The sequence below is a fragment of the Paraburkholderia oxyphila NBRC 105797 genome (genome assembly GCF_000685075.1).
Taxonomy (GTDB): Bacteria; Pseudomonadota; Gammaproteobacteria; order Burkholderiales; family Burkholderiaceae; genus Paraburkholderia; species Paraburkholderia oxyphila.
Genome location: NZ_BAYD01000014.1, coordinates 36,525 through 48,830, shown reverse-complemented (window position 1 = coordinate 48,830; position 12,306 = coordinate 36,525). Strand labels below are relative to the sequence as shown.

General features: G+C 66.9%; 11 protein-coding genes. 7 read left to right on the top strand and 4 right to left on the bottom strand.

Features of this window, described 5'->3' with window-relative positions; translation table 11 throughout:
- Positions 1-116 precede the first annotated feature (116 nt).
- Together waaF and BO1_RS12390 are read right to left on the bottom strand one after the other, a co-directional pair.
- Complete coding sequence (gene waaF, locus BO1_RS12395) at positions 117-1,142, bottom strand: lipopolysaccharide heptosyltransferase II (RefSeq protein WP_028217834.1); 1,026 nt, start codon at positions 1,140-1,142, stop codon at positions 117-119.
- A gap of 219 nt (positions 1,143-1,361) precedes the next feature.
- Entirely contained in the window at positions 1,362-1,556 is a 195-nt protein-coding gene (locus BO1_RS12390) for a zinc-finger domain-containing protein (protein WP_028217833.1), read from the bottom strand.
- A 535-nt stretch (positions 1,557-2,091) separates the two neighbouring features.
- Between BO1_RS12390 and BO1_RS12380 the strand changes: the two genes are divergently transcribed.
- Entirely contained in the window at positions 2,092-3,291 is a 1,200-nt protein-coding gene (locus BO1_RS12380; RefSeq protein ID WP_028217831.1) for a phosphoglycerate kinase, read from the top strand.
- Between the two features lie 59 nt (positions 3,292-3,350).
- Here the strand turns inward: BO1_RS12380 and BO1_RS12375 are convergent, their stop codons facing one another.
- The gene (locus BO1_RS12375; protein ID WP_028217830.1) at positions 3,351-3,695 is read right to left on the bottom strand and encodes a hypothetical protein; all 345 of its coding nucleotides are present in this window, start codon (positions 3,693-3,695) and stop codon (positions 3,351-3,353) included.
- On the opposite strand from BO1_RS12375, the gene pyk reads away from it, so the two are divergent.
- The 6 genes from pyk to BO1_RS12345 all read left to right on the top strand — a co-directional run bounded on the left by pyk (position 3,694) and on the right by BO1_RS12345 (position 10,722).
- The gene (gene pyk, locus BO1_RS12370) at positions 3,694-5,130 is read left to right on the top strand and encodes a pyruvate kinase (protein ID WP_028217829.1); all 1,437 of its coding nucleotides are present in this window, start codon (positions 3,694-3,696) and stop codon (positions 5,128-5,130) included. The genes BO1_RS12375 and pyk overlap by 2 nt on opposite strands.
- Before the next feature lie 409 nt (positions 5,131-5,539).
- Positions 5,540-6,604, top strand: a complete 1,065-nt coding sequence (gene fba, locus BO1_RS12365; RefSeq protein ID WP_028217828.1) for a class II fructose-bisphosphate aldolase — start codon at positions 5,540-5,542, stop codon at positions 6,602-6,604.
- A gap of 245 nt (positions 6,605-6,849) precedes the next feature.
- Positions 6,850-7,740 carry a phosphoribosylaminoimidazolesuccinocarboxamide synthase gene (locus BO1_RS12360; protein ID WP_028217827.1) on the top strand — a complete coding sequence of 297 codons (891 nt, stop codon included), beginning with the start codon at positions 6,850-6,852 and terminating at the stop codon, positions 7,738-7,740.
- A 45-nt stretch (positions 7,741-7,785) separates the two neighbouring features.
- Complete coding sequence (gene purE, locus BO1_RS12355; protein ID WP_028217826.1) at positions 7,786-8,304, top strand: 5-(carboxyamino)imidazole ribonucleotide mutase; 519 nt, start codon at positions 7,786-7,788, stop codon at positions 8,302-8,304.
- Between the two features lie 152 nt (positions 8,305-8,456).
- Positions 8,457-9,674, top strand: a complete 1,218-nt coding sequence (locus tag BO1_RS12350; protein WP_028217825.1) for a 5-(carboxyamino)imidazole ribonucleotide synthase — start codon at positions 8,457-8,459, stop codon at positions 9,672-9,674.
- 13 nt (positions 9,675-9,687) lie between these two features.
- Positions 9,688-10,722 (top strand): L-threonylcarbamoyladenylate synthase, encoded by a 1,035-nt coding sequence (locus BO1_RS12345; RefSeq protein WP_028217824.1) that lies wholly within the window; start codon positions 9,688-9,690, stop codon positions 10,720-10,722.
- An 88-nt stretch (positions 10,723-10,810) separates the two neighbouring features.
- Here the strand turns inward: BO1_RS12345 and BO1_RS12340 are convergent, their stop codons facing one another.
- Entirely contained in the window at positions 10,811-12,196 is a 1,386-nt protein-coding gene (locus BO1_RS12340; RefSeq protein WP_028217823.1) for an SGNH/GDSL hydrolase family protein, read from the bottom strand.
- Between the last annotated feature and the right edge of the window lie 110 nt (positions 12,197-12,306).

Genomic DNA, 12,306 nt, shown 5'->3' with positions numbered 1-12,306 from the left:
CACATCCGCAGCGCGAAGCGCGTAAGGCGTGCCGGGTGTCGTCAGCCGCCAGGCGGGCTGAAGGCAAACCGGATGGGGCACGCGCGACACGCGCCACCGCGCCGGGTTCGGTGCGGCTAGCGCTGGGCGACCAGCATACCGCGCAAATCGTCGAAGACCTGTTCCGGGCTCAGTTCGCGCAGGCAGTTCAGATGCCCGAGCGGACACTCGCGCGCAAAGCAGGGGCTGCAGTCGAGATGAAGCCATTGTACCTTTGCAAGCTCGGACAAGGGCGGGGTGTGGCGCGGATCCGTCGATCCGTAGAGCGCGACCAGCGGCCGGCGCAGTGCCGCGGCCACGTGCATGAGACCCGAATCGTTGGTGACCACGGCGCTCGCGCGCGAGATCAGCGCGCAGGCTTCGCCGAGCGCGGTCTGGCCGCACAGGTTGCGCACGTTCGGGGCCTTGTCGGCGATGGCCTGGGCGAGCGGTGCGTCCTTGGGCGAGCCGAGCGCGACGATCTGCGTATACGGGAACGACTGCCCGACCATGCGCGCGAGCGCCGCGAAATGCTCGGGCGGCCAGCGCTTGGCGGGACCGTATTCGGCACCGGGGCAGAACACCAGCAGCGGTACGCGCGTGTCGAGATTGAAGCGCGCCGAGACGCGCGAGGCCTCGTTAGGATCCGCTTCGAGGCGCGGCATCGGCAGATCGTCGGGCACGGTGGCGCCGGGCGCGTAGGCGAGCGCCGCGTAGTGCCTGACCATGGGCGGGCGCTCGTCCTTGGGCGGATTCGTGTGGCGCACGTTCAGGAAGCCGTAGCGGCTCTCGCCCGTGTAGCCGATGCGCAGCGGAATGTTCGCGAGCCACGGGATCAGCGCGGACTTGAGCGAATTCGGCAGCACGTAGACCGCGTCGTAGCGCTCGGCGCGCAGGTCGCCGGCCAGTTGCCAGCGGCGCAGCAGCTGCAGCTTGCCGTGGGCGAGGTCGGTGGCGTAGACGTCGCGTATCTCGGGCATGCGCTCGAGCACGGGCGCGACCCAGGTGGGCGCAAGCGCATCGATATCGATACGCGGATGCAGTTTTACGAGCCGCGAAAGGAGCGGCTGCGCCATCAGTGCGTCACCGATCCAGTTCGGTGCAATTACCAGCGCGCGGCGCATCGGGAGTCAGGGTCCGGAAAAAGGGCAAGGATTTCGCGCGCGCTTTGGCCACTTCGGGCCAGAGCGTGTGCGCGAAACGCGGTTAGGGGAGACAGGGACGCGGTTGGTGCGTGCGATGCGACACAACGCGAGAAACCCGGCACATCGCCGGCGTGCACGCGCCCCGGCCGAAGCCGGCGCTAGCCCGCAGGCGCGCCTCGAGTCGCCGAAGTGGCCGGCTTAGTGGCCGTGCACGACCTCGCCGTCACGCAGCTTGTAGCGGGTGCTGCAGTACGGGCACTTCGCTTCGCCGTGCGTCACGTCGATAAAGACGCGCGGATGATTGCTCCAGCGCGGCATCGACGGATTCGGGCAATACGCGGGCAGGTCCTTGGCCTTCAACTCGACCAGCGGCATTTCCTTGAGTTCGCTCATGAGGATGATTCTCTGTGTATCAATGGGGCGCAGGCGGCGGGTCGTCGGACCAGCGCGCGCCAGTGCGCGCATGTCTCGTTGTCTGTCGCGCCATGCCGGGTCGCGCGCGTCACTCACGCGTGCGCCAGGCAAAGAGATGCATTTTAACGTCATTTGCGCGCCATACGCGCGCTCGCGGGCGCGTGTGGCGGGGTTTCGGGGCGCTTTCGTGGCCTTGGGGCAGCTGGCTCCGCCATCGGGGCCGGACGCGGGTGCCAGATCTGTAAGGTCGCGTAAGGTCGGCGCGGCGCACGCGCAAATACGTGAGATTCGCTGAGCACGCCTCAGATCATCCTGGCTATCGGCTAAAATACCGATCTCGCAATTCGATGCTGGCCTCGCGCCCGGCGCCGAGCAGCGACCCGCAGCGGCGCCAGGCCCGGCAGCCGCGCGGATCCCGCGCCGCGCCCACCGCGCCTTCGCCGCCCGCGCCCTCGTTGCGCGCGGCACCCGCATCGGCTTGACACCGCCTTCCCACCATCAAGCTGACATGTCCATGAACAAGGTTCTGCGTCTCTCCGATCTGATCTCCGAAGGCAAGCTCAAGGGCAAGCGGGTGTTCATCCGCGCCGACCTGAACGTACCGCAGGACGACCAGGGCAACATCACCGAAGACACCCGCGTGCGCGCTTCCGTGCCGGCCATCAAGGCGGCGCTCGACGCCGGCGCGGCCGTCATGGTCACCTCGCACCTGGGCCGCCCGACCGAAGGCGAGTTCAAGCCGGAAGACTCGCTCGCACCTGTCGCCAGGCGACTTGCCGAGCTGCTCGGCCGCGACGTGCCGCTCGTCGCCAACTGGGTCGAAAATGGCGTGAACGTCGAGCCGGGCAACGTGGTCCTGCTCGAAAACTGCCGCGTCAACAAGGGCGAGAAGAAGAATTCGGACGAGCTCGCGCAGAAGATGGCGAAGCTCTGCGACATCTACGTCAACGATGCTTTCGGCACCGCGCACCGCGCCGAAGCCACCACCTACGGCATCGCGAAGTACGCGGGCATCGCCTGCGCGGGCCCGCTGCTGGCGGCCGAGCTCGACGCGCTCGGCAAGGCGCTCGGCGCGCCCAAGCGCCCGCTCGTGGCGATCGTCGCGGGCTCGAAGGTCTCGACCAAGCTCACCATCCTCAAGTCGCTGGCCGAGAAGGTCGACCAGCTGATCGTCGGCGGCGGCATCGCCAACACGTTCATGCTGGCCGCGGGCCTGAAGATCGGCAAGTCGCTTGCGGAAGTCGATCTCATCGACGATGCGAAGGCGATCATCGAAGCGGCGCGTGCGCGCGGCGCCTCGGTGCCGATCCCGACCGACGTCGTGACCGCCAAGGAGTTCTCGCCGACGGCCAAGGCCGAGACGAAGAACGTGGCCGACGTGGCCGACGACGACATGATCCTCGACATCGGCCCGGTCACGGCCAACGCGCTGGCCGCGCAGCTCGCGCAGGCCGGCACGATCGTGTGGAACGGCCCGGTTGGCGTGTTCGAGTTCGACCAGTTCGGCAACGGCACGAAGACGCTCGCGAGCGCCATCGCGAATTCGGGCGCGTTCTCGATCGCCGGCGGCGGCGACACGCTCGCGGCCATCGCGAAGTACAACATTGCCGACAAGGTCAGCTACATCTCGACCGGCGGCGGCGCGTTCCTCGAATTCCTCGAGGGCAAGAAGCTGCCGGCAGTCGAAGTGCTCGAAACCCGGGCGGCTGGTTAAGTGGCGCCGCGCGCCCCGGCCGGTAAAGCGGCAAAGGCAGCCAAGGTGGCAAACGCCACTCAGGCCGCCAAGGCCAGGCCTCCTCGCGCCAGCGCGGCCAGGCCGCGCGCCGCTGCCGGGGCCGCAACGGACGTCAATGACGTAAAAGACGCGAAAGAGCAGGAGCGCGCAGCGCCCCTCGCAGATACCGATACCGCGCGGGCGAACGCGACGCCCGCCGCGGACCAGGACACAAGCAACAGAAACGCCGCGCCAGTCTCGCCGACTGATGCCGCGCCCTCGAAGAAAGCGACGCCGGGTTTGACCGGTGCGCGTTCCGGCCACGCCGTATCGGCGCCTGAGCCGGCCAGCACATCTCGCAGCAACGGTTTTTCCAGCGATCCTTTCCAGACGAGGAGACTCATGCATCGCGCCACCAAGATTGTTGCCACCATCGGTCCGGCTTCCAGCACGCCGGACATCCTGCTGAAAATGATCCGCGCGGGATTGGACGTGGTGCGCCTCAACTTCTCGCACGGCACCGCCGACGACCACCGTCAGCGCGCCGAAATGGTGCGGGAATGCGCCCGCCAGGCCGGCCGCGAAGTTGCGATCATGGCCGACCTGCAAGGTCCGAAGATTCGCGTAGGCAAGTTCGAGAACGGCAAGACGATGCTCGAGCCGGGCCAGCCCTTCATCCTCGATGCCGAGTGCGAGCTCGGCAACGACGAGCGTGTCGGCCTCGACTACAAGGACCTGCCGCGTGACCTGAAGCCCGCCGACGTGCTGCTGCTCAACGACGGCCTGCTCGTGCTCGACGTCGTGCGCGTGATCGGCAGCGAGATCCACACGACCGTGCGCGTGGGCGGCGAGCTCTCGAACAACAAGGGCATCAACCGCCAGGGCGGCGGCCTCACGGCGCCTGCGCTCACTGCCAAGGACATGGAAGACATCCGTACGGCGATGTCGCTCTCCGTGGATTTCGTCGCCGTGTCGTTCCCGAAGAACGCCACCGACATGGAAATGGCGCGTCAGCTCGCGAACATCGCGGGCGCGCCCTACGGCGTCAAGCCGAAGATGATCGCGAAGATCGAGCGCGCCGAGGCCATTCCGGCACTGCAGGAGATTCTCGATTCGTCGGACGGCATCATGGTCGCGCGCGGCGACCTGGCCGTGGAAGTGGGCAACGCGGCGGTGCCGGCGCTGCAAAAGCGCATGATCCGCATGGCGCGCGAGTCGAACAAGCTCGTGATCACGGCCACGCAAATGATGGAGTCGATGATCCACGCGCCGGTGCCGACGCGCGCCGAAGTCTCGGACGTCGCCAACGCGGTGCTCGACGGCACCGACGCCGTGATGCTCTCGGCCGAATCGGCGGCGGGCAAGTATCCGGTGCAGACCATCGAGGCCATGGCCGCGATCTGCGTGGAAGCGGAAAAGTCGGAGCAGTCCGAGCTCGACAAGGATTTCCTCGACCGCACCTTCACGCGCATCGACCAGTCGATCGCGATGGGCGCGCTGTTCACGGCCTACCATCTGGGCGCGAAGGCGATCGTCGCGCTCACGGAGTCGGGCTCGACCGCGCTGTGGATGTCGCGTCACTGGACCCACGTGCCGATCTTCGCGCTCACGCCGCGCACCGGCAGCGAGCGGGCCATGTCGCTCTACCGCAATGTCACGCCGCTGCATCTGGATACCAGCAGCGACCGTGACACGGCGCTCCAGCAGGCCATCGAGGTGTTGGTGAGCAAGGGGTATGCTGCGCGCGGCGACATGATCGTGCTGACCGTGGGCGAGCCGATGGGCCAGCCGGGCGGCACCAACACGCTGAAGATCGTGCGGGTCGGCGACGTTTTCTAAGTTCGCGGCGATTTTTTTCGCTTTATTTTTGAGACTCGCGAAATCGTGGGGTTGACACCTCCAGGCAAGAATCAGCGCTGGCATCGATTGGTATCAAAATGGTATACGATCGGTGCCAGATAGGTGTCAGTTAGGCGTCTTTTCGATGCAATTGCGGCCCGCGTGCGCTTGAGGCAGCGCGCGGGCTGTCAACTCTTTTTGCATCTTCTAGCCGATTTGACGTCCTGATACGCCAATTTCATGCCAGTTCGTTTTTTTGGCGGCGGGAACACGGCGGCTTCGCGATAAAATCACGACATTGAGCCCGCGGCTTGTGGCGCGGGCGGTGGCCGCCAGGCCGCCCTCGACCGGTCGCACAAGACGGCCGGCGGCACGAAGCATTTCGTTTCAAATCATAGGAGTAGCAACAATGCCTCTCGTTTCAATGCGTCAACTGCTCGACCACGCGGCTGAACACGGCTACGGTCTGCCGGCGTTCAACGTGAACAACCTCGAACAGGTTCAGGCGATCATGGAAGCGGCCAGCCAGGTCGGCTCGCCGGTGATCATGCAAGCTTCGGCCGGCGCGCGCAAATACGCGGGCGAGCCGTTCCTGCGCCACCTGATCGAAGCGGCGGTCGAGTCGTATCCGCATATCCCGGTCGTGATGCACCAGGACCACGGCCAGTCGCCGGCAGTCTGCATGGCCGCGATCCGCAGCGGTTTCACCAGCGTGATGATGGACGGCTCGCTCGAAGCCGACGGCAAGACGGTGGCTTCGTACGAGTACAACGTCGACGTTTCGCGCAAGGTCGTGGAAATGGCGCACTCGATCGGCGTGACGGTCGAAGCGGAGCTGGGCGTGCTCGGCTCGCTGGAAACGATGAAGGGCGACAAGGAAGACGGTCACGGCGCCGAAGGCACCATGACGCGCGAGCAGCTGCTGACCGATCCGGAGCAGGCCGCCGACTTCGTGAAGCTCACGCAGTGCGACGCACTGGCGATCGCCATCGGCACCTCGCACGGCGCCTACAAGTTCTCGAAGAAGCCCACGGGCGACATTCTGTCGATCCAGCGCATCAAGGAAATTCACGCACGCATTCCGAACACGCACCTCGTGATGCACGGTTCGTCGTCGGTGCCGCAGGAACTGCTGGCTGAGATCCGCGAATTCGGCGGCGACATGAAGGAAACGTACGGCGTGCCGGTCGAGGAGATCCAGGAAGGCATCCGTCACGGCGTGCGCAAGATCAACATCGACACGGACCTGCGTCTGGCGATCACGGGCGCGATCCGTCGCTATATGTACGAGAACCCGTCGAAGTTCGACCCGCGCGACTACCTGAAGCCGGCCCGCGAAGCCGCGAAGAAGGTCTGCGTGGACCGCTTCCTCGCGTTCGGCTGCGAAGGCCAGGCTGGCAAGATCAAGCCGGTCTCGCTCGACAAGATCGCTGAGAAGTACAAGTCGGGCGAACTCGCACAGATCGTCCGCTAAAGCGGCTCTCTGTGCCAGGCGCGCCGGCTGGGTCCGGCCGCGCCTGAAGTCGTAAAAAACATCGCCGTTTCCGCCTGTTTTGGGGGAACGGCGATGGGCTTTTCTGGGTTTTTTGGCTAGTTTTTGGTTTACCCTCGCAGTACCTTCAGAATCCGGTGCCCCGCCGCGGATCCACGCCGCGTTTTGCGGGCCGCGAGGTTTCCGGATTTGCCCGTTTTCGATTGTCCTTTTAGCGAATCACGACGATGTCTACCCTCTACGAATCCACGCTCCGCTCGCTGCCGCTCCTCGGCCGCGGCAAGGTCCGCGACAACTATGCCGTGGGCGACGACAAGCTGCTGATCGTCACGACCGACCGTCTCTCGGCGTTCGACGTCATCATGGGCGAGCCGATTCCGCGCAAGGGCGAGGTGCTCAACCAGATGGCCGACTTCTGGTTCGAGAAGCTCAAGGACGTCGTGCCGAACCACCTCACCGGCATTGCACCCGAGACGGTTGTAGCCGCCGACGAAGTCGAACAGGTCAAGGGCCGCGCCGTGGTGGTCAAGCGCCTCGAGCCGATCCTCGTCGAGGCCGTGGTGCGCGGCTATCTGGCCGGCAGCGGCTGGAAGGACTATCAGGCGACGGGCGCCGTGTGCGGCGTCGAGTTGCCGCCGGGCCTGCAAAACGCGCAGAAGCTGCCCGAGCCGATCTTCACGCCGGCAGCCAAGGCCGAAATGGGCCATCACGACGAGAACATCACCTACGAAGAGATGGAGCGCCGCATCGGCACCGAGCTCTCGCGCACCATCAAAGAGATTTCGATCAAGCTGTACAAGGAAGCCGCCGACTACGCGGCCACGCGCGGCATCATCATCGCCGACACCAAGTTCGAGTTCGGTCTCGACAACAACGGCCAGCTCTACCTGATGGACGAGGCGCTCACCGCCGATTCGTCGCGTTTCTGGCCCGCCGATCAATACCAGGTGGGCTCGAACCCGCCGTCGTTCGACAAGCAGTTCGTGCGCGACTGGCTCGAAACCCAGCCGTGGAAGAAAGAGCCGCCGGCGCCGAAGCTGCCCGACGAAGTGATCACGAAGACCTCGGCGAAGTATCAAGAGGCGCTCGAGCGCCTGACGGGTCAGAAGCTGGCGTAAATCAGGCTGGCGTAAGTCGGCGCAAAGAGGGAAGAAGGAAGCACAATGAGTGAAGTTCAGACGGCTCACCAGCATGCGGCGCCGCTCGTCGGCGTGTTGATGGGCTCCAGCTCCGACTGGGATACGATGAAGCACGCGGTCGCGATCCTGCAGGAGTTCGGCGTCGCGTACGAGGCGAAGGTGGTCTCGGCGCACCGCATGCCCGACGAAATGTTCGAGTACGCGGAAAAAGCGCGCGAGCGCGGCCTGCGCGCGATCATCGCGGGCGCGGGCGGCGCGGCGCACCTGCCGGGCATGCTGGCGGCCAAGACCACGGTGCCGGTGCTCGGCGTGCCCGCGGTCAGCAAGTATCTGAAGGGCGTGGACTCGCTTCACTCGATCGTGCAGATGCCCAAGGGCGTGCCGGTCGCGACCTTCGCCATCGGCGAGGCGGGCGCGGCCAATGCGGCGCTCTTCGCCGTGTCGATGCTCAGCGTGACCGATCCCGAATACGCGAACAAGCTCGCGGCCTTCCGCGTGCGCCAGAATGAAGCGGCGCATGCGATGGTGCTGCCGGCGCTGTGATTGCGGCGCGCGAATAGCGCATGAAGTGACATCGTCGAAGCGGAAACTGGCGGGGCAGCGCGTTCCCGCCTGTTGCCGTTGCGACGTTAAACCTCGGTCTGGCCCGCGCGCCGTCCCCCGCGCGCCGCGGCCAGCCCTGACCGACCACGAAGATGACTCCTGACAACTCTCCGGTTTCACCGATCCTGCCCGGCGCCTGGTTGGGCATGGTGGGTGGCGGCCAGCTCGGCCGCATGTTCTGCTTTGCCGCTCAGGCCATGGGCTATCGCGTGGCCGTGCTCGATCCCGACGCGACGAGCCCGGCCGGCACCGTCGCCGACCGCCATATCTGCGCGGCCTACGACGACGAAGCCGCGCTCACCGAGCTGGCGCGCCTGTGCGCGGCTATCTCGACCGAATTCGAGAACGTGCCCGCGGCGAGCCTCGACACGCTCGCGAAGTCGACCTTCGTGAGCCCGGCCGGGCGCTGCGTGGCCGTGGCGCAGGACCGTATCGCCGAGAAGCGTTTCATCGCGGCTGCGGGCGTGCCGGTCGCGCCGCACGTGGTGATCGAGTCGTCGCAGGCGCTCGCCGCCATCGGCGACGAGGCGCTTGCCGCCGTGCTGCCGGGCATCCTCAAGACCGCGCGCATGGGCTACGACGGCAAAGGCCAGATCCGCGTGACCAACGCCGAAGAAGTGCGCGAGGCGCATGCGTCGCTCGGCGGCGTGCCGTGCGTGCTGGAGAAGCGCCTGCCGCTGAAGTTCGAGGTGAGCGCGCTGATCGCGCGCGGCGTGAGCGGTGCGAGCGTGGTTTATCCGCTTGCGCAGAACACGCACCGCAACGGCGTGCTCTCGCACACCATCGTGCCCGCCCCCGACGCGAGCGCGGTGCTCGTGCAGCAGGCGCAGCAGGCCGCGCTGCAGATTGCGGCCAGACTCGGCTACGTAGGCGTGCTGTGCGTGGAGTTCTTCATTCTCGAAGACGGCTCGCTCGTCGCCAACGAAATGGCGCCGCGCCCGCACAACTCGGGCCACTACACGACCGATGCGTGCGCGACGAGCCAGTTCGAGCAGCAGGTGCGCGCGATGACGGGCATGCCGCTCGGCGACACGCGCCAGCACTCGCCGGCCGTGATGCTCAACATTCTCGGCGACGTGTGGTTTCCCGCCGGGGCCGGTGGCGCGAAGGCGCCCAAAGGCGCTGCGCCCATCACGCCGCCCTGGGACCAGGTGGCGGCGATGCCGTCCGCGCGTCTGCATCTGTACGGCAAGGAAGACGCGCGCGCGGGCCGCAAGATGGGCCACGTGAACTTCACCGCGCCGACGCTCGACGAAGCGCGCGCGGCCGCACGCGATTGCGCGCGGCTGTTGCACATCGTCACGAGCTGAGTTGGGTCGCACTATGTCCGATCCGCAACAAGGCGGCCACGTGACCGCAGCCGACATCGAGCAGGCCGCCGCGTTGCTCGACGCCGGCGAGCTGGTCGCGTTTCCCACCGAGACGGTCTACGGACTCGGCGGCGACGCGGCGAGCCCTGCAGCCGTCGCGCGCATCTACGCCGCGAAGGGCCGGCCCGCGAATCATCCGGTGATCGTGCATCTGCCGCCGGGCGGCGATCCGCAGTACTGGGCCGCCGAGTGGCCAGAGGCCGCGCAGAAGCTCGTCGAGGCCTTCTGGCCCGGCCCGCTCACGCTGATCGTCAAGCGCCATGCGCGCATTCCCGACGCGGTGAGCGGCGGCCAGGATTCGGTGGGCTTGCGTTGCCCCTCGCATCCGGTGGCGCAGAAGCTGCTGGCCGCGTTCTCGAAGCGGCGTGGCGGACATGGCGGCGTGGCGGCGCCTTCCGCGAACCGCTTCGGCCACGTGAGCCCGACCACGGCGCAGCATGTGCGCGACGAGTTCGGCGCGGCGGTGCACGTGCTCGATGGCGGCGCCTGCGACGTCGGCATCGAGTCGACGATTCTCGACCTCTCGCGCGGTTTCCCGGCATTGCTGCGGCCGGGCCACGTGAGCCCGCTCGATATCGCGCGCGTGCTGGGCGAGGCGCCGCGCCTGCCCGACGGCTCGGACGCCACGGCGCCGCGCGCTTCGGGCACGCTCAAGGCGCACTACGCGCCGCGCACGCCGCTCGCGCTGCTGCCGTTCGAGGCGCTGGAGCCGCTGCTGGCCGCCGCGCGCGACGCGGGCGAAACGGTGGCGCTGGTGGCGCGCGGTTCGCGCGCGGGCGCCTGGGCGAGCGCGGCGAACGTGCATTTCGTGGCCGCGCCGGAAGAGCCGCAGGTCTATGCGCGCGAGCTCTACGGCCTGTTGCGCGCGCTCGACCGCGCGAACGTCTCGCGCATCCTGATCGAAAAGCTGCCCGCGACCCTCGAGTGGATCGCCGTGAACGACCGCCTCGGACGGGCGGCCGCCGCCTTCGAGGCGCAGCAGGGCTGAGCACATTTCTCTCGCGCAATGAAAACACCCCACGACCTTGACGGTGCGTGGGGTGTTTTTTTGCCGGGAGGCCCGGCGCGTGAGGCTCTTACTGCGGTGCCTTGCCAATGCCTGCGGCAGCCAGCTGGGTTTCCACGTACGTGGCGAACTGCGCGTGCAGCTCCGTGGTCGGGTGGAACAGATCCGCGAACATGTAGGTCGTGGGCGCGTTGGGCGTCGTCAGCGTTTGCGGCGAGCAGAACAGCGAATTACCGAAGGCTTGACCGTATTGCTGTGCTGCTGCATCGATGACGGCCTGCGGCGTCGTGGCCGGGTTCAGGCCCAGCACGGTTTGCGCGTTGGCCAGCGCATAGTTGGTGGCATCGGTTTCCATCAGCGTGAGATTGCAGGCGGTACCCGTGTTCGTCACGGTGAAGCCGAGGCTGGCCGCATTCTGGATCGTCTGGTCGACCCACGAGAACGTATCGATCGGGATGACCTTCTTGGCCGCGAGAGAGGGTTGAAGACCCTGCAGCAGCGTGAGGTTGTACATGGCCGAAACGAGCGACAGTGCCTGGTCGGGCGCGTTCGCGGAGCCCGGCGTTGCGCCGGCGCTCGAATCGGCGGCCAACGCTGCCGGCGCCTTGCCGACGTCGGGCACCGTCGCGACCGCGACCTTGGCCGTACCGGCGATCTGCGTGTTGACGAGGTCCGCAAGCGCGCCGGCAGCGGTGATGATCGGCAGGACCGACGCGAAGTCCGTGCTGGCGTTCGTGTCCGTGTTGACGATGGTCAACGCGATGGCGGCGGGCACGAGTGCCTGGGCCTGTGCGGCCGTAAAGCCTTCCGCCACCAGCTGCTGAAGTGCCTTTTGCTGGGTTGCGGGGTCGCTGGCGGCCGCGCTGAAGTTGGCCTTGGCGAGCCCGGTGGCGAACGCCGTGAGTCCTGCGCCGTTGTTGTTCAGCAGCGCCAGGATTTCGTTCGAGCCGCCTTCGACGAGCACGAGCTGATTCGCATTGAAGCCGCCGTGTTGCGCCAGATACTGGCTGACCTGCCAGGTCAGCGGCTCCTCGCTCGCGGTCGGAATCGCGGCGCTGGTATTGGCCACGCCGCCGGTGGAGACGAAAGCGCCGCCCTGCGCGTAGTCGAGGCCGCCCGTGGCCGTCAACGGCAGGCCGAAGCCGCCTTCGAAGGCCGGCGTCAGTGAATTGCCGAAATACTCGGAGACCTTCTGCGCCCAGACTTCGCCCGGGTTGGTCGTGAAGCGGCCGCCACCGTAGCCCGGCAGGATCTGCTCCGAATACGTGCCGGCGTCGGTGAGGCTCGTGCCGAATGCCACCACCTGCAGGTTGACGCCGGACGGCGGCGGCGTGCTCGCGCTGCTGCTACTGCTGCTACCGCCGCCGCAAGCGGCGAGGAGCGCGAAAGCGGCGCTCGCGAGAGCGATCTGGGTGGCGCGCACGAGCGTACGGTGTCTCGGTCCTTGTTGCTTCATATTCACTTCATCTCCTCTGTTTGTGGCTTGTGTTGCCATTGCCTGATGCGAGCTTCTGGTGCTGCCAATGCTGCGGATGCCTGTGTCGCCAGGTCTTGCCGCGCGTTGTG

Bases quoted from the DNA above. Each gene is read 5' to 3' on its own strand.
- waaF (WP_028217834.1), bottom strand. From the start codon at position 1,142: ATGCGCCGCGCGCTGGTAATTGCACCGAACTGGATCGGTGACGCACTG.
- BO1_RS12390 (WP_028217833.1), bottom strand. From the start codon at position 1,556: ATGAGCGAACTCAAGGAAATGCCGCTGGTCGAGTTGAAGGCCAAGGAC.
- BO1_RS12380 (WP_028217831.1), top strand. From the start codon at position 2,092: ATGAACAAGGTTCTGCGTCTCTCCGATCTGATCTCCGAAGGCAAGCTC.
- pyk (WP_028217829.1), top strand. From the start codon at position 3,694: ATGCATCGCGCCACCAAGATTGTTGCCACCATCGGTCCGGCTTCCAGC.
- BO1_RS12375 (WP_028217830.1), bottom strand. From the start codon at position 3,695: ATGAGTCTCCTCGTCTGGAAAGGATCGCTGGAAAAACCGTTGCTGCGA.
- fba (WP_028217828.1), top strand. From the start codon at position 5,540: ATGCCTCTCGTTTCAATGCGTCAACTGCTCGACCACGCGGCTGAACAC.
- BO1_RS12360 (WP_028217827.1), top strand. From the start codon at position 6,850: ATGTCTACCCTCTACGAATCCACGCTCCGCTCGCTGCCGCTCCTCGGC.
- purE (WP_028217826.1), top strand. From the start codon at position 7,786: ATGAGTGAAGTTCAGACGGCTCACCAGCATGCGGCGCCGCTCGTCGGC.
- BO1_RS12350 (WP_028217825.1), top strand. From the start codon at position 8,457: ATGACTCCTGACAACTCTCCGGTTTCACCGATCCTGCCCGGCGCCTGG.
- BO1_RS12345 (WP_028217824.1), top strand. From the start codon at position 9,688: ATGTCCGATCCGCAACAAGGCGGCCACGTGACCGCAGCCGACATCGAG.
- BO1_RS12340 (WP_028217823.1), bottom strand. From the start codon at position 12,196: ATGAAGCAACAAGGACCGAGACACCGTACGCTCGTGCGCGCCACCCAG.